19 protein-coding genes are annotated in these 20156 nt (G+C 46.7%); 18 read left to right on the top strand and 1 reads right to left on the bottom strand.

All coding sequences use genetic code 11. The features are described from left to right. The first annotated feature begins 23 nt into the window (after nt 1-23). The 6 genes from lepB to FHS16_RS10615 all read left to right on the top strand — a co-directional run bounded on the left by lepB (nt 24) and on the right by FHS16_RS10615 (nt 4970). Nucleotides 24-635, top strand: a complete 612-nt coding sequence (gene lepB, locus FHS16_RS10640) for a signal peptidase I (RefSeq protein ID WP_312890854.1) — start codon at nt 24-26, stop codon at nt 633-635. Nucleotides 636-648: 13 nt separating this feature from the next. Then, nucleotides 649-1515, top strand: a complete 867-nt coding sequence (ylqF, locus tag FHS16_RS10635; RefSeq protein ID WP_183561776.1) for a ribosome biogenesis GTPase YlqF — start codon at nt 649-651, stop codon at nt 1513-1515. A 21-nt stretch (nt 1516-1536) separates the two neighbouring features. Then, nucleotides 1537-2151, top strand: coding sequence for a ribonuclease HII (rnhB, locus tag FHS16_RS10630; protein ID WP_183561774.1), 615 nt, complete (start codon nt 1537-1539; stop codon nt 2149-2151). 236 nt (nt 2152-2387) lie between these two features. Next, on the top strand, nt 2388-4268 hold the full coding sequence (locus FHS16_RS10625) for a TP0910 N-terminal domain-containing protein (RefSeq protein WP_183561772.1): 1881 nt from the start codon (nt 2388-2390) through the stop codon (nt 4266-4268). After that, nucleotides 4265-4573 (top strand): EscU/YscU/HrcU family type III secretion system export apparatus switch protein, encoded by a 309-nt coding sequence (locus FHS16_RS10620; RefSeq protein ID WP_183561770.1) that lies wholly within the window; start codon nt 4265-4267, stop codon nt 4571-4573. Before FHS16_RS10625 ends, FHS16_RS10620 begins: the two co-directional genes overlap by 4 nt. After that, a complete protein-coding gene (locus tag FHS16_RS10615) occupies nt 4566-4970 on the top strand; it encodes a YraN family protein (protein ID WP_183561768.1) in 405 nt (134 codons plus the stop codon). The genes FHS16_RS10620 and FHS16_RS10615 overlap by 8 nt, the downstream gene beginning before the upstream one ends. Before the next feature lie 106 nt (nt 4971-5076). On the opposite strand, the gene FHS16_RS10610 is transcribed toward FHS16_RS10615, so the two are convergent. Further along, entirely contained in the window at nt 5077-6645 is a 1569-nt protein-coding gene (locus tag FHS16_RS10610; protein ID WP_183561766.1) for a YifB family Mg chelatase-like AAA ATPase, read from the bottom strand. Nucleotides 6646-6994: 349 nt separating this feature from the next. On the opposite strand from FHS16_RS10610, the gene sucC reads away from it, so the two are divergent. From sucC to fliF, 12 genes are all read left to right on the top strand, one after another. Next, nucleotides 6995-8155: an ADP-forming succinate--CoA ligase subunit beta gene (sucC, locus tag FHS16_RS10605; protein WP_183561764.1), complete on the top strand. Its 1161-nt coding sequence runs from the start codon at nt 6995-6997 to the stop codon at nt 8153-8155. 59 nt (nt 8156-8214) lie between these two features. Beyond that, nucleotides 8215-9147 carry a succinate--CoA ligase subunit alpha gene (gene sucD, locus FHS16_RS10600; RefSeq protein ID WP_183561761.1) on the top strand — a complete coding sequence of 311 codons (933 nt, stop codon included), beginning with the start codon at nt 8215-8217 and terminating at the stop codon, nt 9145-9147. A 154-nt stretch (nt 9148-9301) separates the two neighbouring features. Next, a complete protein-coding gene (gene dprA / locus FHS16_RS10595; protein WP_312890837.1) occupies nt 9302-10456 on the top strand; it encodes a DNA-processing protein DprA in 1155 nt (384 codons plus the stop codon). 28 nt (nt 10457-10484) lie between these two features. Further along, nucleotides 10485-12593: a type I DNA topoisomerase gene (gene topA, locus FHS16_RS10590; protein WP_183561759.1), complete on the top strand. Its 2109-nt coding sequence runs from the start codon at nt 10485-10487 to the stop codon at nt 12591-12593. A gap of 308 nt (nt 12594-12901) precedes the next feature. After that, nucleotides 12902-14221: an FADH(2)-oxidizing methylenetetrahydrofolate--tRNA-(uracil(54)-C(5))-methyltransferase TrmFO gene (gene trmFO / locus FHS16_RS10585; RefSeq protein WP_183561757.1), complete on the top strand. Its 1320-nt coding sequence runs from the start codon at nt 12902-12904 to the stop codon at nt 14219-14221. A gap of 60 nt (nt 14222-14281) precedes the next feature. After that, on the top strand, nt 14282-14827 hold the full coding sequence (hslV, locus tag FHS16_RS10580; RefSeq protein WP_183561755.1) for an ATP-dependent protease subunit HslV: 546 nt from the start codon (nt 14282-14284) through the stop codon (nt 14825-14827). Between the two features lie 79 nt (nt 14828-14906). Next, complete coding sequence (hslU, locus tag FHS16_RS10575) at nt 14907-16307, top strand: ATP-dependent protease ATPase subunit HslU (protein WP_183561753.1); 1401 nt, start codon at nt 14907-14909, stop codon at nt 16305-16307. Nucleotides 16308-16334: 27 nt separating this feature from the next. Then, nucleotides 16335-17105, top strand: coding sequence for a GTP-sensing pleiotropic transcriptional regulator CodY (codY, locus tag FHS16_RS10570; RefSeq protein WP_183561751.1), 771 nt, complete (start codon nt 16335-16337; stop codon nt 17103-17105). 216 nt (nt 17106-17321) lie between these two features. Continuing rightward, on the top strand, nt 17322-17735 hold the full coding sequence (flgB, locus tag FHS16_RS10565; protein ID WP_183561749.1) for a flagellar basal body rod protein FlgB: 414 nt from the start codon (nt 17322-17324) through the stop codon (nt 17733-17735). Nucleotides 17736-17737: 2 nt separating this feature from the next. Beyond that, the gene (gene flgC, locus FHS16_RS10560; protein ID WP_183561747.1) at nt 17738-18187 is read left to right on the top strand and encodes a flagellar basal body rod protein FlgC; all 450 of its coding nucleotides are present in this window, start codon (nt 17738-17740) and stop codon (nt 18185-18187) included. Between the two features lie 39 nt (nt 18188-18226). Then, a complete protein-coding gene (gene fliE, locus FHS16_RS10555) occupies nt 18227-18532 on the top strand; it encodes a flagellar hook-basal body complex protein FliE (RefSeq protein WP_183562120.1) in 306 nt (101 codons plus the stop codon). 42 nt (nt 18533-18574) lie between these two features. Further along, a complete protein-coding gene (gene fliF, locus FHS16_RS10550; RefSeq protein WP_183561745.1) occupies nt 18575-20146 on the top strand; it encodes a flagellar basal-body MS-ring/collar protein FliF in 1572 nt (523 codons plus the stop codon). The last annotated feature ends 10 nt before the right edge of the window (nt 20147-20156 follow it).

Genomic DNA, 20156 nt, shown 5'->3' with positions numbered 1-20156 from the left:
ATCTTGCGGATAACGAGCAAAATATACCAAATCGCTCAGCAGCCCACGCTTCCGGCGCTAGGAAACAGGGTGGAGCTTACAAGGAAATCGTAGAATGGATCAAAGCATTAGTAATAGCTGTCGTTCTCGTATTTCTAATACGCCAGTTTTTGTTCTCGCCTTTTATTGTTGACGGTCCTTCCATGCAGCCAAACTTTGAGACGGGCGAGCGATTGATTGTAAACAAAATTTTGTATTCCATCCGCGAGCCGAAGTTTGGGGAAGTTGTTGTATTCGATGTGCCTGAGCAAGGCCGCAAGTTCATTAAGCGTGTTATCGGCGTTCCTGGCGACAAAATCAAGCTTGACGGCGATGACCTGTACATTAATGATAAAAAAATAGACGAGCCATATCTTAAGGAAGCCATTGAGGCGGCTCATGCCAATGGCCAGCTTTATAATGAAAAAGGAGCGACATCCGACGTAGCGGATCTTGTTGTTCCGGAAGACACGATTTTTGCACTTGGCGATAATCGCAGCGACAGTACGGACAGCAGGGTCATCGGTTTTGTTTCCGACAAAGAAATTGTAGGCCGGGCAGATATAATTTTCTGGCCGCTGAACAAGCTGGAATTTATTAAGCACTGGACTAAATGAGGTGAGTGAGTAAATGACCATTCAATGGTTCCCGGGTCATATGACACGGGCGAAACGGCAAATACAAGAAAAGCTAAAACTAATCGATCTTGCCATCGAACTGTTGGATGCTCGAGTTCCGCTATCAAGCCGCAATCCGATGATAGAGGAAATTTTGAATGGAAAGCCTAGGCTGATTGTTTTGAATAAATCAGACTTGGCCGATCCCAAGACTACGGAACAATGGATGGCATACTTCCGCAATGAAGGGCATGAGTCCATCGCTATTGATTCATCGACGGGTACGAAGGTCAATGAAGTTCCGATGAAGGCGAAGCAGATTTTGCATGAGAAAATCGCCCGCCAGATTAATAAAGGAATTAATCCGCGTGCGATTCGCGGTCTTATTGTCGGCATTCCGAACGTAGGGAAGTCGACACTTATTAATAAGCTCGCCGGCCGTGCAATTGCGCTGACTGGTGACCGCCCTGGCGTAACTAAGGGTCAGCAATGGATAAAGATCGGTACGGAGATGGAGCTTTTGGACACGCCGGGCATTCTTTGGCCTAAGTTCGAGGATGAACTGGTCGGCTACCGTCTTGCTATGACAGGTGCGATTAGAGAGCAGATCCTAAACGTGGATGATATTGCTTTTTTTGCAATGCGGGAGCTGGTGGACCGCTATTGGCCGAATATGAAAGAGCGCTACGAGCTTGAAACGCCTCCGAAGGATGTATCGGATTCGGATGAGATCGTTCGCGTAATGGAGGATATCGGTCGCAGACGAGGCTGTCTTGTAAGTGGGGGACTTGTTGATCTGGAAAAAACGTCCGGCATTATTCTACGGGATTTGCGTTCAGGTAAGCTGGGGCGCATTACGCTGGAAGCTCCACCTTATTGATGTGAAACGGGGGAACGTAACGTGCTGCAGTACGAACAGTCGTTATGGCAAGAAGGTTATCAAGCATTAGCCGGGGTAGACGAAGTGGGACGAGGCTGCCTGTTCGGAGATGTCGTGGCAGCTGCTGTCATTTTGCCGCCAGGGCTCATTATTGATGGCGTCAATGATTCAAAGAAGCTTTCGGAGAAAAAACGCGAGCAGCTTTATGATATTATTTTGCAGGAGTGTGTCGCTTGGTCAGCCGCTCGCGTTGATGCTGAGACAGTTGACCGAATCAACATTAAGCAAGCGGCTAGGCTTGCCATGAAGGTTGCTGTGGAAACGCTGCAGATTTCTCCCGATTATTTGCTGATAGATGCAGAGAAAGTGGATATTGCATTGCCTCAGCAATCCATTATCAAAGGCGATGCAACAAGCCAAACGATTGCGGCAGCATCGATAGTCGCGAAGGTGACGAGAGATAGGCTCTGCAAGGCGGAATGGGAGCAGGAATATCCTGCATACGGAATAGCGATACACAAAGGTTACGCAACGAAGCTGCACCGTGAACGGCTGCTCGAGAACGGGCCAAGCCCGTTGCATCGCAAATCGTTTCTTGGCAACTTATTCAGTGAGGAACAGCTTTCCCTTTTTTAACATAGGATTGGAAACAAATAACGTTCGATCAGATTCGCTTGGCAAAGAATGCCTGGCGCTATGATTGAACGTTATTTTTTTATCGCAAATTTAAACCATAAATCGCTTCATGCTTTTGCAGGATTGACCGATATAAGCGTTATGGGTTTACGCAGTCGAGTGATAGGATTGTACATAATAATCAGCGCTTAACAGGAGCGCAATTAGGCGCTATTGCAGCGGAGGCGGATGAACAGATGAACATAAGTCAAATGATGAGAAGCTTCTTGGGTGAAGCATCTGGTTCAGATACAAGAGCGGTAGAGCTCAAGGTCGGTCAGGTTGTACGCGGCGTGGTCCTGCAGGTTATGGAAAACAATGAAGCGCTTATTCAAATTAACGGCGTACAGGTACGGGCGAAGCTGGAGATTCCTATGCAGGTAGGTCAAACGGCCATGCTTCAGGTACAGCCGCAGTCTAGCGGAGCGCTCGTGATGCTGAAGCCGGTTGAGCCCGGACAGGTAGGCTTGCCGGAGGATACCTTCAAGGAGTGGGCGAAGCAGCTCGCTTTGCCAGAGCAGAAATGGGCAGCCCAAATTGTAAAGGAATTACGCAAAGAAGGTTTGATTCTGAACCGGGACGTGGCACAGGCATTCCAGCAGGCTGCCGCAGCGATGCCTCCCGATGGGGATGCGGAGCAGTGGATGCAGTCCGCTGCCGCAACGTACAAGCGCGGCTTGCCAATGACAGGCGCGACAATCGGAGCTATGCAGCAGGTGATGTTTGGGCGCAGTGCCCATGAGCTGCTGGATACGCTGCAGATGCAGCTATCGGCACATGTTAGTGATTCTGATGCAGAAACAAGTGAAAACAAGCCTGTCAACCAAGCTGCTGCTCGGGTGCAGGTGCTTCTAAATGAAGGGATGGAGCTGCTGAGGGGGGCAACTGCCGGTAATCAGGCTTCCCAGGCTTCCAACAGCGTGGATGATGCCGCTTTAGGCTTGCTGACGGGGAAGCAGCAAGCAGCGCCGAATGGCAAGACAGAAATACAGCATCAGGCAGCTGCGGCAACTGCCAGACAGATAGGTGCTGCTTCAGCAGCAGATGATACACTTCCACAGACCATAAAAGCGGCAAACAATCAACCGAACTGGCTTGGCCAAATGATGAAGTGGATGGGCGTTGATCACGAGCTTCAGCTTGCCAAAGCAGTAGCAAGCGATTCGCAGAAGCAGCAGCCCGTTGCAAATCCAGCACAAGCAGCAAATCCCGCTGAATTTACGTCTCAGACATCTTCGGGAGAAACAGCGAGGCAGTCTGCTACGATTCAAAATGCCGCTGCTTCGCATATTGTCACGCCGCAGATAGCTGACGATGGGAGCCTGGAAGCTTCTGCTTCCAAACTTTTACAATCAGTAACAAGCGAAACGGATATGTCGGCAGAACAGCAGCAAGGCAGAGCCATTGACAGCAGAAATGTGGTTGAACGGACAGCCGCGGCTGTAGTTTCAGTCCTTGCTGACAGCTTACAAGCACCCGATGGTTCACCGCCGGCGCAGCAAGAATCGTTAAAGAGCGCTCTACTCGCGTTGGTTTCATCAGATAGTACACCGCCTGCGATAAAGGAAACTGCGCAGCAGCTCGTGCAGCAAATAACTGGTCAGCAGCTGTTGTTGACGCCTGAACGAAACAACTCGGTGCTCACTCATGTGACCATGTTTATACCGCTTAACAGTCCTGACGGCAAACAGACTGCATCTGTCCATATTCAGACAAGACGAGGACGCAAAGGAGAGCTGGACTCATCAAATTGCAGGCTGTTGTTCAATTTGTCGATGAATACACTGGGCAATACGATGGTCGATGTGAATGTAATGGACAAAATTGTAAGCCTTAATATTTGGAACGATCATCCAGCGATCGCAGCTCTTGCAGAGTCATCGCGAGGGGAGATTGCGAGCAGCATTCAAGACGCAGGGTATCAGTTGCTGTCACTGCGCACAACTCCTTTGCCTAAGGAAACTATCATGAAGCCGGAGGAGACCGATGGCGCTTCAATGGCTCCTAAGACTAACCCGATGGCTGACCTCGCTGCTTTTTCCTCTAACCGTTATAAAGGGGTGGATTACCGGATATGAGCAGTGAGCAAGAGAACAACCCGCATAAAGAAAAAGTGAAAAAAGCAGTCGCGCTTAAATACCAGCCAGGCGAGCGGTCAGCTCCTGTCATGATAGCCAAGGGTAAGGGACATTTGGCGGATCAAATTTTGGAGAAAGCAAAGGAAAACGGGATTCCGGTCCAAGAGGATTCTTCTTTGGTTGAGGTGCTCTCGAAGCTGGACATTGATCAAGAAATTCCGCCAGAGCTGTATACGCTGGTTGCGGAAATATTGAGCTTCGTGTACCGGTCGGATCGCAAAGCGAGGGATTTGCTGGATGGCTGAAGAAATAACGCCTGTTGGCAAACAAATCAGCAGTGATCAGCGTAAACAAACGGGTGAACGTGGAGAGCAGGCGGCGTACGATTATTTAAGCAAGGCGAATTATACGATTTTGGAGCGCAATTGGCGCTGCAGAAGCGGAGAGATCGATATTATTGCGGAGTACGATGGCAGGCTGGTCTTTGTCGAGGTGCGTACAAGAACAGCTGGCGGGAAATTCGGTAGTGCAGCAGAATCTGTGGATTATCGAAAGCAGCAAAAAGTGCGCAATACAGCTCAAGTTTATCTGAAAAGCATGGGGAGGCTGGATGCCGCTCAACGGTTTGATGTTATTGCAGTTAGTATTAATCGCAGGAATGCCGAAGTTGAAGATTGCAGGCATTTCGAAGGTGCTTTCTAAAGCAAGGGATAAACACAATAAGGCCATTCACGTAGTATTTGGAACTGGCCCCTGTTTTTGAGAAAGGGGCCAGTTCCATTGCAGTGAAAGGCTTTTTTAAAATTCATCAGAAAACTGTTTTGTCTAATCCTCTGAATTGTATGGCTTCTGCGATATGCTCGGCTTGAACGAGATCCCTTGCTTCTAGGTCGGCAATGGTGCGAGCAAGCTTAAGTATTCGGTCGTAGGCGCGCATGCTGATGCCGAGCGCATCAAAAGCATGATCCAGCAGGCTTATGGCATCTGGCATGATGTCTATGGATTGGCGTAAGGCTGCACCTGTTAGCTCGGTTAGGGGGCTTATAGCTTTATTGCCCATGCGGGATAGACGGAAAGCTCTGGCATGGATGACCATTTGCCTCATTTGATATGAGGTAAGGGAGGGACTTGCGGATTGATTCTCCAAGGCAATAGGACGCGGAACCTCGAGCTGTAAATCGATGCGATCAAGAAGTGGTCCCGAAATTTTGGATCGGTAACGACTAATCATGGCAGCGCCGCATGTGCAGCGCTTGTCTCCATATTCGTGGCCGAAGTATCCGCAGGGACATGGGTTAAGGGAAGCGGCAAGCATAATATGAGCCGGGAATTGAAAAACGGCTTTAGCGCGGGATATTGTCACGATCCGGTCTTCGAGCGGCTGGCGCAAAACCTCAAGCACCTGCCTGGGAAACTCAGGAAGCTCGTCGAGAAACAAAATGCCGCGATGGGCAAGGGTAACCTCGCCTGGCTTTGGAATGGCACCACCTCCGATTAAGCCGCCTGCCGATATGGTATGATGCGGAGCACGAAAGGGAGCTTGGGTTATTAGTCCTTCAGAGCCTTCAAGCAGCTTGCCTGCCACGCTATAAATTTTCGTAACCTCGAGCGCTTCTTGTTCGGTTAACAGAGGCAATATGCCAGGAAGACGGCGTATCATCATGGTCTTTCCCGTTCCGGGCGGGCCGGTGAGCAAAATATTATGTTTGCCTGCAGCAGCGATAAGCATAGCCCGCTTGGCCTGATGCTGACCGATGACATCGCCGAAATCACCGTTTTCATTCTTCGCGTCCAAGGCAAATTGGGTAGTTGCGCTGCCAAATGCAATCAGATTGTCTCGAGGAACGCGAATATGATCCCAGCCTTCCTGTTTCCTTTTAAGCAAATCAAGCTCATTCAGATGGTTAAGTGCATATAGCTCCATATCGGAGATCCAAACCGCCTCCTTAACATTGCCGCTTGGCAAAAGGATTCGCTCGAAGCCGTTCCGCTTTGCTTGCTCAAGCATAGCAAGCACGCCTGGAACTGGCCGTACCTTGCCATTCAGCGAAAGCTCTCCTATAAGCAGTGTTTTCTCAAAAGGAGCCGCGCTTATTTGTCCGCTAGCGGTCAATATGCCGGCAGCAATAGCTAAATCGAACGCAGTGCCTTCTTTCCGCAGGTCGGCAGGGGCGAGATTCACCGTTATTCGTTCAAGCGGAAAGGTGAAGCCGCTGTTTTTAAGCGCTGCCCTTACGCGCTCGACTGATTCTCGGACAGCGGGATCGGGTAATCCGACTATGCTGATCTGCGGAAGCCCGCTTGAGATATCAACCTCGACCGATATACTTTTGCCATCCACGCCATATACGCTCGCGCTGTGAATAATGCTGAACATAACAAAAAGCACCCCCATGTATGAGAATGAAGGTGCTTCCTTTCGATTCTGATCCGTATTTATGAATTTGCAAATATCATAGATTAGATCGCTTCTTATTGTCAATATTTTTAAATTGTCGGGTATGCAGGATCGGTTTTGGTCATACTAGATGGCGTAGTTGCCAGTCTCGAAAACGCCCGTATCAATAGGCTTTATTTATTTAATCTCAAATTGAGATGAAACCCATATCAAAAAAGCCGTATTAATTATGTGTGAAAGTAAGGTAACGGATGGGGAAAGGTGCTACAATAATAGAGGTTTGTGTACATATGACTGATTTCAGTCTGTGAAATGGAGGATTTCAACAATGAATATCCATGAGTATCAAGGGAAAGCGGTCCTGAAACAGTATGGTGTCGTCGTGCCAGAAGGTAAAGTAGCCTTCTCCGTAGACGAGGCTGTTGAAGCGGCCAAAGCGCTCGGAACACCGGTAGTTGTCGTGAAAGCACAAATTCACGCAGGTGGCCGTGGTAAAGCGGGCGGAGTTAAAGTAGCAAAAAGCATCGATGAGGTGCGTGCTTACGCTAGTGAAATTCTAGGCAAAGTACTCGTAACTCACCAAACAGGTCCAGAGGGCAAAGAAGTTAAACGCCTTTTGATTGAGCAAGGATGCGACATCAAAAAAGAATATTATATCGGCGTAGTATTAGACCGCGGTACAGGTCGGGTCGTTATGATGGCTTCGGAAGAGGGCGGCACGGAGATTGAAGAAGTAGCCGAGCACTCCCCTGAGAAAATTTTCAAAGAAATCGTTGATCCAGCTGTAGGCTTGCAAGCGTTCCAAGCTCGCAAATTGGCTTATGCGATCAACATTCCTAATGAGCTTGTTAACAAAACGGTTAAGTTCATGATCTCTCTCTACACTGCATTTGTTGAGAAAGACGCTTCCATTGCAGAAATTAATCCGCTTGTCGTTACTGGCGACGGACAAGTTATTGCTCTTGACGCGAAACTTAACTTCGATTCGAATGCACTTTACCGTCACAAAGATATCGTTGAGCTGCGCGACCTGGAAGAGGAAGATGCGAAAGAAATCGAAGCTTCCAAATACGACCTTAGCTACATTGCGCTTGATGGCAACATCGGCTGCTTGGTTAATGGTGCGGGTCTTGCGATGGCGACAATGGATATTATCAAATATTACGGCGGCGACCCTGCCAACTTCCTAGACGTAGGGGGCGGTGCGACAGCTGAGAAAGTTACTGAAGCATTCAAAATCATCTTGTCCGATGAGAAGGTTAAAGGGATTTTCGTTAACATCTTCGGCGGCATCATGCGTTGTGACGTAATTGCTAACGGCGTTGTCGAAGCAGCTAAGCAAGTCGGCCTTGATCGTCCGCTTGTAGTTCGCCTTGAGGGCACGAACGTCGACCTCGGCAAAAACATTTTGAAAGAATCGGGATTGAACATCGTGGCTGCGGATTCCATGGCGGACGGCGCGCAGAAGATTGTCGCTCTCGTGAAATAAGATAACTTGCTGTGCGGCAATAGCTGCATACGAATTCATTCAGGGGATGTGAGTTAAGAGTGAGCATTTTGGTCAATAAAGATACAAAAGTCATTACCCAAGGGATTACAGGCGCTACTGGCTTGTTCCATACAAAAGGCGGGCTGGAATACGGCACGCAAATGGTAGGCGGCGTAACACCTGGTAAAGGTGGCACGAACGTTGACATTACACTTGATAACGGGACGCTCGTATCATTGCCTGTTTTCAATACCGTTGCTCAAGCAAAAGCGGCTACTGGCGCTAATGCGTCCGTTATCTATGTTCCTCCTGCATTCGCTGCAGATGCGATCATGGAAGCTGTAGATGCAGAGCTTGATCTCGTTATTTGTATCACTGAAGGTATTCCGGTACTTGATATGGTACGGGTTAAACGTTACATGGACGGCAGCAAAACCGTTCTAATCGGACCTAACTGCCCAGGCGTAATCACGCCGGATGAATGCAAGATCGGCATCATGCCTGGCTACATTCATACAGCTGGTCACGTTGGCGTTATTTCCCGCTCTGGGACGTTGACTTATGAAGCGGTTCATCAATTGACGACTCGCGGCATCGGCCAATCCTCTGCAGTAGGTATCGGCGGCGACCCGGTTAAAGGCTCCGAGTTCATCGACATTCTGAATCTTTTCAATGAAGATCCAGACACCTATGCGGTCATTATGATCGGCGAGATCGGCGGAACGGCTGAGGAAGAAGCAGCTGAGTGGATCAAGGCGAACATGAAAAAGCCAGTTGTAGGCTTCATCGGCGGCGCTACAGCGCCTCCAGGCAAACGCATGGGACATGCTGGTGCAATCATCTCAGGCGGTAAAGGTACTGCTGCAGAGAAAATTGCAACGCTTGAAGCTTGCGGCATTAAAGTTGCACCGACTCCTTCCGAGATGGGTTCAACGCTTGTAAGTGTTCTAGAAGAGCAAGGTCTGCTTGAAAAGTGCATTACACGTAAATAATTGCATCGATTGACGTGAGGTAAGCAACCTCTCAACGACCCGAAAACGGGAGTTGGGAGGTTGCTTTTTTTTTACCGATTTCCATTATTTTAGCGGCCGACTTGCATTCTTATGCAGTGTAACGCACAATAGATAAGAATGCAGGCCAGCCCAAGTGAAGAAAGGGTTGGGTAAAATAGTTCAAAATCAAGATATACGCAGACAAATGATCATTGCTTTTCACGAAATTCCAGGTATTGGCTGGCATGCGATTCAAAAAGCGGTTCAGCACCAATTCTGGAATAAGCCACTGTGGAGTATTGAAGATCTTCTTGCAATAGGATTGCAACGAGGTCAAGCGAAATCGGCAGCAGAGCGTTATGCAGAACATCCTTGGATATTGACAGAAGAGCCTTCCGCAGCCGCTCAGAAAGTAAATGCTGTCGCCTTGACACCTTATGATGCAGCTTATCCGCAAATGCTGAAAGAAATCGCGCAGCCGCCTTGGGTTCTTTATGTTAGAGGAAGATTGGAGCTCCTGCAAAGACCAGCGATTGCTATTGTAGGAACAAGGGTGCCAACCGCATATGGGAGGCAGGCCGCAGCTTCACTAGCGAAACAATTGTCGCAGTCAGGTCTGACGGTTGTAAGCGGACTAGCGAAAGGGATTGACAGCAAGGCTCATGAAGCTGCGCTAGGAGGAGCGGGAGGCACCATTGCCGTTTTGCCTACTCCGATAGACAGATGTTATCCGCCGGAGAATCTATCATTGTTTCATAGAATTGCGGAGCAGGGCTTGCTCGTTTCCGAAACACCGATCGGCACCTCGCTGCACCCAGGGCAGTTCCATCAACGCAATCGTATTATCGCAGCATTGTCGGTGGGTACGGTTGTGGTAGAAGGAGCAACAAGAAGCGGTTCTCTCATAACGGCACGTCATGCTTCAGACATGTCCAGAGAATTGTTCGCCATACCTGGCCCGATCTATTCGCCAAAGAGCGAAGGACCCAATGAGCTCATTAAACGCGGCGAGGCGAAGCTGATTACAGGTATGCAAGATATAATCGAAGAGTTGAATTGGCTGCCGGCTGCATTACATGCATACAAGGAAGCAGATAAAAAGAGCTCGTCCAACCTAGAAACAAACGGGGATCAATTAACACCAGAAGAGAGCAAATTGATTGCTTTGCTGAGAGATCAGCCACTTTCGATCAATGAGCTGCATGAGCTTTCTGCCATCCCGTTTGGACATTTGAACGCACTTCTGCTAAATTTATGTATAAAACGAAAAATCGAATTGCAGCCCGGATCAATATATATTGCTTTATAGCATGCAATGAAGAGAGGAGGCGCCTTACATGGCAGATTCTTTAGTTATCGTCGAATCACCCGCTAAAGCCAAAACGATAGGCAAATATCTTGGCAGCAAGTATATCGTTAAAGCATCCATGGGTCATATTCGCGATTTGCCCAAAAGCCAGATCGGCGTCGAGGTAGATAATGATTTTAATCCCAAATACATTACGATACGCGGCAAAGGCAGCATCCTTAAGGAATTGAAGGATGCCAGCAAAAAAGTAAAACATGTCTTTCTGGCAGCCGATCCGGATCGCGAAGGAGAAGCGATTGCGTGGCATTTGGCCCATTATTTGGAGCTGGATGAGACAGATACTTGCCGCGTTGTATTTAATGAAATAACAAAGCAGGCTGTTAAAGACGCATTTAAGACGCCGCGCAAGATCAATATGGATTTGGTGAATGCACAGCAAGCAAGACGCATATTGGATCGGCTGGTTGGATATAAGATAAGCCCTCTTCTATGGAAGAAAGTAAAAAAAGGCTTGTCAGCCGGTCGTGTACAATCGGTTGCCGTTAAGCTCATCATTGATCGTGAAAATGAGATTGATGCATTTGTTCCCGAGGAATACTGGTCTATTACCGCTAAGCTAAATCATTCGGGAATTGCATTCGATGCCAAATATCATTCCATAAACGGAGATAAACGTGAGCTTGGCAAAGAGGCAGAAGTACAGGAAGTGCTTCGCGCTATGAACGGAAGCCAGTTTACGGTCTCTGACGTACGCGAGAAAGAGCGCTTGCGCAACCCTTCTCCACCCTTTATTACAAGCTCATTGCAGCAGGAGGCGGCCAGAAAACTCGGTTTCCGAGCTTCTAAGACCATGTCCGTTGCCCAGCAGCTATACGAAGGCGTTGAGCTTGGCAAAGAAGGTACAGTCGGATTGATAACGTATATGAGAACAGACTCGACACGCATATCCCCGATTGCGCAAGAGGAAGCAAAGGAATTCATTACGGAAAAGTACGGTGCGTCTTACGTGCCTGAACAACCGAGGGTGTATACAAAGAAGAACAGTAATGCCCAGGATGCGCATGAGGCGATTCGACCGACATCCATCTTGCGCGACCCTGAATCAATGAAACCGTTTTTAAGCCGTGACCAGCTTCGCCTTTATAAGCTTGTTTGGGAACGTTTCGTTTCGAGTCAAATGCAATCAGCCGTCCTGGATACGATGACTGTTGATTTGCAGGCTGGCGAAACCATTTTCAGAGCGACTGGCTCCAAAATCAAGTTTGCAGGGTTTATGAAGGTTTATGTTGAAGGCAACGATGACGGAACTGTGGAAGAACATAAGTTTTTACCACCGCTCGCCGCTGGAGATGTGATGGATTCAGAAGCCATTGATCCAAAGCAGCATTTCACTCAGCCTCCTCCAAGATTTACGGAAGCAAGACTAGTGAAGACGCTTGAGGAACTTGGAATAGGGCGTCCAAGTACGTATGCGCCAACGCTCGAAACGATTCAAAAACGCGGATACATTGCTATGGAAGAAAAGAAATTTATGCCGACTGAGCTGGGTGATTTGGTTATTCAGCTTATGGAAGAGTTTTTCCCTGAGATTCTGGATGCCGAATTTACAGCTAACATGGAAGGGAATCTTGACCATGTAGAGGAAGGTACGGAGGATTGGGTGAAGGTTCTAGCGAATTTTTACGAATCCTTCGAGAAGCGTCTGGAAGTAGCCGAGGACGAGATGAAGGAAATCGAAATTCAGGATGAGGTTTCGGATGAGATTTGCGAGAAATGCGGCCGTCACCTCGTCTACAAAATGGGACGTTTCGGGAAATTCCTTGCATGTTCCGGATTTCCGGATTGTCGAAATACGAAGCCGATTGTCAAGGATATTGGCGTGACGTGCCCGAAGTGCGCGGAAGGCAAGATCATTGAAAGACGCAGCAAAAAAGGCAGAATATTTTACGGCTGCGATCAATATCCGGGCTGCGATTATGTTTCATGGGACAAACCGACAAATAAACCATGTCCGCAATGCGAAGAATCCAAGCTAGTTGAAAAACGGAACCGTAGCGGAGCTAAATTGATATGTCCAACTTGTGATTACTCAGAAGAGGTTCTTGATGAGGACGAACAGGGTATGGACATCGATTAAGCTTTAGTCGAGTATCAGCCAGCACGCCTAGCAAATACTCAGACTCTATTTATCTAATCGAATAAGTACCCGCCACCGTCCTCCCTTTCATTAGGGAGGACACCGTTGTTCAACGGGCTGTTTATTCATCAACGTTTTATTTATCCCCTTTTACTGTTAGGCGAATGTTTATATTGTGTTAGGCAGAGATTTGAACAATTGTGATTAAATCGTAAATGATGACTGGGGATAGATAAGAATTTGTTAAATGGCATATGAAGTACTGTAAGCAATCGAAGCGAATTACATCATGGAAGGATTGAAATATTTTGTCACAACCACAAAAAGTTACAGTAATCGGAGCTGGCCTGGCTGGGAGCGAGGCAGCATGGCAAATCGCATCACAAGGAGTACCCGTCGTATTATATGAAATGCGCCCAGTTACGAAAACGCCGGCTCATCATACGAATCAATTCGCAGAGCTAGTGTGCAGTAACAGTCTGCGGGCTAACGGTCTTGCCAATGCAGTAGGGGTACTGAAGGAAGAAATGCGTCAGCTTGATTCGTTAATATTGAGTTGTGCCGATCAGCATGCAGTGCCTGCAGGAGGAGCGCTGGCGGTTGATCGTGACGGCTTCTCTGGCGAGGTAACTCGGAGGCTGCATGACCATCCGCTCGTTGAGGTTCGTAATGAAGAGGTAACAGAAATCCCGACCGACGGGATCGTAGTCATTGCTACAGGTCCATTAACAGCACCAGGATTATCCGCACAAATCCAAGAGCTGCTTGGCGAGGAGTATTTTTATTTCTATGATGCAGCTGCTCCGATTGTAGAAAAAGACTCCATCGATATGAGCAAGGTTTATTTGGCTTCACGTTATGACAAAGGGGAAGCAGCTTACCTGAACTGTCCGATGACGGAGGAAGAATTCGAAATTTTCCACGAAGCGCTTACGACTGCCGAAAAGGCGGAAGTTAAAGATTTTGAAAAGGAAGTGTATTTCGAAGGTTGCATGCCGATCGAAATTATGGCAAGCAGAGGAAAACAAACGGTGTTATTCGGTCCAATGAAGCCGGTTGGGCTTGTTAATCCGCATACAGGCAAACTCCCCCATGCCGTTATTCAACTGCGTCAGGATAATGCCGCAGGCACGTTGTACAATTTAGTTGGCTTCCAAACCCATCTCAAGTGGGGTGAGCAGAAGCGTGTCTTCTCGCTGATACCTGGCCTTGAAAATGCTGAGTTTGTGCGTTTTGGCGTGATGCATCGCAATACTTTTATTAATTCGCCGCGGTTGCTTAAACCGACCTATCAGCTTAATAATCGCGATACTTTGTTCTTTGCCGGTCAAATGACAGGCGTTGAAGGGTATGTGGAATCTGCTGCTTCCGGTTTGATTGCCGGCTTTAATGCTGCAAGGCTCGCTCGCGGACTCGAGCCAGTCGTTCTTCCGGAGCACACAACGCTCGGAAGCATGGCTAATTATATTACTACGGCGGATTTCAAGCATTTCCAACCAATGAATGCAAACTTCGGACTTTTCCCGCCGCTTGAAAAAAGAATGAAAAGTAAAAAAGAAAAGAACGAAATGATCGCGAATCGCGCGCTCGAAGGTATCGAGCAATTTAAAAAGGAACATTTGCTGTAGCCAATCGTAATGTAGGCATGGCAGCCGATTTTTAATACCGAACCTTGAGGAGGCAATGCAATGGAAATGCAATTTCACGCTACTACGATTTGCGCCGTGCGTCATGAAGGCAAAGGCGCGATTGCGGGAGATGGACAAGTAACTTTCGGTAATAGCATGGTCATGAAAAACACGGCCAAAAAAGTAAGAAGACTATATCGTGGCCAAGTTATCGCAGGTTTTGCAGGCTCTGTTGCAGACGCAATAACCTTATTTGAGAAGTTCGAAGCGAAGCTGGAGGAGCATCACGGCAATTTGCAAAGATCAGCAGTTGAGCTTGCGAAGGAATGGCGTTCAGATCGCGTGCTCCGGAGGCTTGAAGCGATGATGCTTGTGATGGACAAAACAGGATTGTTATTAATATCCGGAAATGGTGAAATCATTGAACCAGACGATGGTGTATTAGCCATTGGCTCTGGCGGCAGCTTCGCATTATCTGCGGCACGTGCGCTGCAGCGCCATGCACCTCAAATGTCTGCAAGCGATATAGCTCGTTCATCACTTGAGATCGCAGCGGAAATCTGTGTATTCACCAACCAAAACATTATTGTTGAAGAGATTGAGTAACGTTCATTATGATGCAAAACATATAAGGTTGAGCTTCGGAAAGTCAAAGTGAAGATATATAAATCGGAGGGATTTTATAATGGTAAATGATGCACTGACACCCCGACAGATTGTAGCGGAGCTTGATAAGTATATCGTTGGTCAAAAGCCGGCGAAACGTTCAGTCGCGATTGCGCTGCGCAATCGTTACCGCAGAAGCTTGCTTGATGAAACACTGCGCGATGAAATCGTTCCGAAAAATATTTTGATGATCGGACCAACCGGAGTAGGGAAAACAGAAATTGCGCGTCGATTGGCGAAATTGGTCAAAGCCCCTTTCGTTAAGCTGGAGGCTACGAAGTTTACCGAGGTCGGTTATGTTGGCCGGGATGTTGAATCAATGGTGCGGGATCTTGTAGAAACTGCCATACGCATGGTGAAGACAGAAAAAACGGAGAAGGTAAAAGACAGGGCAGAAACGCTTGCTAATGAACGCATTGTTTCGCTTCTTGCACCTTCTGCGGCGAAAGCTAAAGCTTCAAAAAATCCTTTCGAGATGCTATTTGGCAATCAACAACAATCCGATGAGCCAAAGGAAGAACCTGAAGCTGAGCATGCGCTGTATCAAAAACGCTCGCAAATAAAAGAGCAGTTGGCGGCAGGAAAGCTTGAGAATGAGATCATTGAAATTGAAGTAGAGGATTCTTCTCCTAATATGATGGATATGCTTTCCGGTCAAGGTCCGGAGGGTATGGGCATGAATATGCAAGAGCTGTTTGGTCAACTTATGCCGAAGAAGCCAAAGAAGCGCAAGCTGCCAGTCAAGGAAGCACGAAAGGTGTTAACGCAGGAAGAAGCTAACAAAATTATCGATATGGACGATGTTATTACGGAGTCGATTACAAGGGCGGAGCAATCCGGCATAATTTTCATAGATGAGATCGACAAGATTGCCAGCCCGTCACGCGGGTCTGGTCCAGATGTATCGCGAGAAGGCGTTCAGCGTGATATTCTTCCGATTGTGGAAGGCTCAACTGTCATGACGAAATATGGCCCAGTAAAAACGGATTACGTATTGTTTATTGCTGCAGGTGCATTCCATGTAGCCAAACCTTCAGACCTGATTCCTGAGCTTCAAGGACGTTTCCCGATTCGTGTGGAGCTGACGAGCCTAAGTTTGGATGATTTCGTAAGCATTCTCAAGGAACCGAAAAATGCATTAACCAAACAGTATTCGGCATTGTTAGAAACAGAAGGCATTTCAATTGAATTCTCTGATGAAGCGATTCACGAGCTAGCTTCTATCGCTGCAGATGTAAATCGGAATACAGAAAATATTGGGGCGCGTCGATTGCATACCATTCTGGAGAAGCTGCTTGAGGATTTATCTTTTGAAGCGCCGGAACTGTCGCTTGAGAAGATGACGATTACACCGGAATATGTTAGAGAGAAATTAGGAAGCATTGCGCAAAATCGCGATTTGAGTCAATATATACTGTAGTTGTTATGAGTTTTGGGAGGCATTGGAATGAGTTTACTAACAAAGACAAGAACGCTGAATCGTCTGCTGCAGCGCGCGGCCGGCAAAGCGCTCAGTTTCAGGGAAATGGCGGAGGTGCTTTGTACGACGATACAGACCAACGTATTCGTTGTAAGCCGAAAAGGGAAAATACTTGGATGTTCCGCTGTTGATGCATTTGACCATGATTTCATGCGATCATTATCTGCGGATGAGCTTCGGTTTCCTCAGGAAAGCAATATTCGATTTCTCGATATGCAGGAATCGATGACAAATGTAAAGCCGGATGCGGGTATCTATGAAACGTTTCCTCGTCTTGGCGATCAAGAAATTATGACCGTAGTGCCGATTATAGGCGGAGGTGATCGTTTGGGTACGCTGGTACTCACTCGGTTGTCTGGCGCGTTTGACGATGATGATCTGATTCTAGCCGAATACGGCTCGACGATTGTTGGTATGGAGATTTTGCGCGAACGAACCGAGGAGATTGAACAAGAGGTTCGAAGCCGTGCTGTCGTAGCCGTTGCAGTAGGATCGTTGTCATTCAGTGAGCTAGAAGCTGTTGAGCATATTTTTGAAGAGCTGGACGGAAAAGAAGGATTGCTGGTTGCTTCCAAAATAGCGGATCGAGTTGGAATTACGAGGTCAGTTATCGTAAATGCTTTGCGAAAACTTGAAAGCGCAGGAGTAATCGAAACGAGGTCATTAGGGATGAAAGGCACATATATAAAAATCCTAAATCACCAATTACTGCAAGAATTAGACAAAATCAAGTCGTGAATATAGGTCGTTTAGACCAAATTGGCCCTATCTTTTTATAAAGATAGGGCTTTTTTCTTATTGTAATAATTTAGGAAATTGTTGAATATTATCATGTCGGCAAAAATCGACACTACAATCTCATTTTTTTAATTTTTACTGTCGAACAAAGAAGGAATGAGCAGTAATCTGTTGAATACGTAAAAGAGATCTCCTATGTGAAAGTGGTGAAACTACGTGAATTTGTTGAATGGCGCTGCATTTGGAAGAATGGAAGGCGCGCTTCAAGCAGCAGAAATGCGGCAACGCGTCATTTCAAACAATGTGGCAAACGGTGATGTGCCGCATTTCAAACGGTCTGAAGTACTGTTTGAGGAATTGCTGGAGCAATCAATGGGCAATCAGCAGGGGCAATTGATCGGTAAACGGACCAATCAAAAGCATATAGCAATTGGAGCAGCTTCTTCTAATCTACCTGTACCCAAAGTTATCACTGATGAAACAACTTCGATGAACAACAATGAAAATAATGTTGATATCGACCGTGAAATGTCTTTGCTAGCAAAAAATCAGCTGAGTTATAACTTTTATATTCAGCAGATAAATCATGAAGTGAAAATGATGCGAACAGCGATTGAAGGGAGAGCTTAAGGATGAAGTTGTCAACAGGATTTGATGTTAGTGCTTCTGCACTGTCGGCGCAGCGCCTGCGGATGGATGTTATTTCCTCTAACATTGCGAATGCAGAAACGACGCGGGGAAGTTTCGTAAATGGACAATTTCAACCCTATAAGCGGAAGATGGTTGTTATGGAGCCACTACAGCAATCGTTTTCAAGCGTGCTCTCCCAGCAAATGAGTGGAAACTCAACTGCTTCGGGCGTCAAGGTTACAAGAATCAAAGAAGATCAATCACCAAACAAACTTATTTATAATCCGACGCATCCGGATGCTGACGCAAATGGCTATGTAAATATGCCAAATGTGGATGTAACAAAAGAGATGGTCGATATGATAGCAGCGACTCGTTCTTATGAAGCGAATGTTACCGCATTGAATGCAACAAAAGCTATGTTTGTCAAAGCGCTTGAAATAGGTAGATAAACTTGCGAGTAGCGCAAGGAACGACAAGGAGGGAAAATGATGATACAATCGATGTCGCTCGGCCCCATTCAACCAGTAAAGCTGATTGAAGCTAAACCCATCCAAGAAGCGACTCCAGCTCAACTGACTCAATCATTTGGACAATATTTGCAAACAGCAATTGATAATGTCAGTAACCAAGAAAAAAACGTTCATAAGCTTAATGATAAGTACTTAATCGGTGAAGTGGATGTTACCAAGGTTCTAATCGCTTCTGAGCAAGCGCAACTAAGCTTGCAACTTACCTCACAAGTCCGCAACAAAGTGGTAGAAGCATATCAAGAAATCATGCGGATGCAAATCTAATCATCATTTCGAACTAGCATAGTATTTGGGTGAGGTGACAACGTGAACGAGAGAATCGCCCAATATAGAGCAAGGCTCACTCAATTTTGGGGCCAAATGGGCAGAAAACAAAAAATTTGGTTGGGGGCTTCTATTAGTGGATTGTTGTTAACAATCATTTTGTTAACAATCGTATTTACAAGGACGGAATACGAAATTGCTTTCCAGAATTTAGATACAACAGACGCAGCTGCGATTATGACTTACCTCGATGGCAGCGGAATTCCTTATGAGCTTAGCAACAATGGAAAAAGTATATCTGTTCCAAGCACGGATGCTGCACGAATTAAAGTGGACGTGGGTTCGCAAGGACTAGTTCAAAATGGTTCGATCGGCTTCGAGGCATTTACTTCAAGTTCAAGCCAGTTTGGAACGACAGAAAATGAATTCAATGTGAAATATCTGAATGCGCTAAATGGGGAAATACAGCAGCTTCTAAACGCCATGCAAGGCGTAGACAGCTCAAAGGTGTTAATAAATTTGCCGGAAGAGAGCGTATTTCTTTCTCCTGAAGACGCGGAACAAGCATCAGCTTCGATCATGATCAAGTTTATGTCAGGTTACCGTCCTAGCCAAAAAGAGGTGGATGGGTATTACAACCTTGTAAAAACCGCTGTTCCTAATCTGGAAATGAAAGATATAACGATCTCGAGCCCGCAAGGGGAATTAAGCTTCTCAGAGGCTGATGGTGGATTGGCGAACAGTACAGATGCTGTAGAATCGCAATTCAGCATTCAACGGAAATATGAAACAGAACTCAAAAAAAATATTCAGCAATTTCTAGGTCCGATCGTCGGAGCCGACAATCTTGTTATTCAAGTTTCAAGCAGCATGAACTTCGATAAAAAAACATCGGAAGAGTCTGTTGTCAAGCCGCTGGATAACAATAATAATAATGGGATTATAGTTAGTGAAGATATTTCAAACAGTACATCAACTGGCACGTCAGGGGAAGCAGGGGGCGTTGCTGGTACTGGTGAAACCGATGTTCCAGGATACGAAGCTTCAACAACCGGCGAAAATTCTACAGAGACAAGTTCACAAATTCGGAACTATGACTTTACGAGAATAAACAGCAATATTGTTTCTGGGCCATTTGTTCTGAAAGACCTTTCTATTAGTATAGGTATCGAAGCGTCTCAAATAGAGGATGGAGACAGCAGAACAGCAATCATGGCTTATTTGACTGCTTTAGTCCGCGCGCAGCTGGCTGATTCCGGTCAAGACGTAACGAATGACCAGCTCATCGAGAAAAAGGTTGCTATCATTGCAAGAACGTTCTCAGGCAATACAGCCGATAATCAAGCAAACGCATTAAGTATGCCATGGATAATCGGAATTGGTGTTGCAGCTCTAGCTATTATTGGAGGACTTATCGTCATTCTTGCTCGCAGACGCAAGAAAGCGGCTGAGGAAGAAATTGAATTGGCAGCTCCTTCAAAAGTGGAATATCCAACTCTCGACTTGGAAAGTGTCAACAATGACAGTCAGGCTCGGAAAAATCTTGAAACACTTGCCAAACGGAAACCGGATGAGTTCGTTAATCTTCTTCGCACATGGCTTGTGGATGAATAGAGGTGGTTCA

The sequence above is a fragment of the Paenibacillus endophyticus genome, assembly GCF_014192395.1.
In the GTDB taxonomy this organism is placed as follows: Bacteria; Bacillota; Bacilli; order Paenibacillales; family Paenibacillaceae; genus Pristimantibacillus; species Pristimantibacillus endophyticus.
Note: the sequence above shows the minus strand (reverse complement) of the source record. Positions and strands in the feature narration are given on the sequence as shown.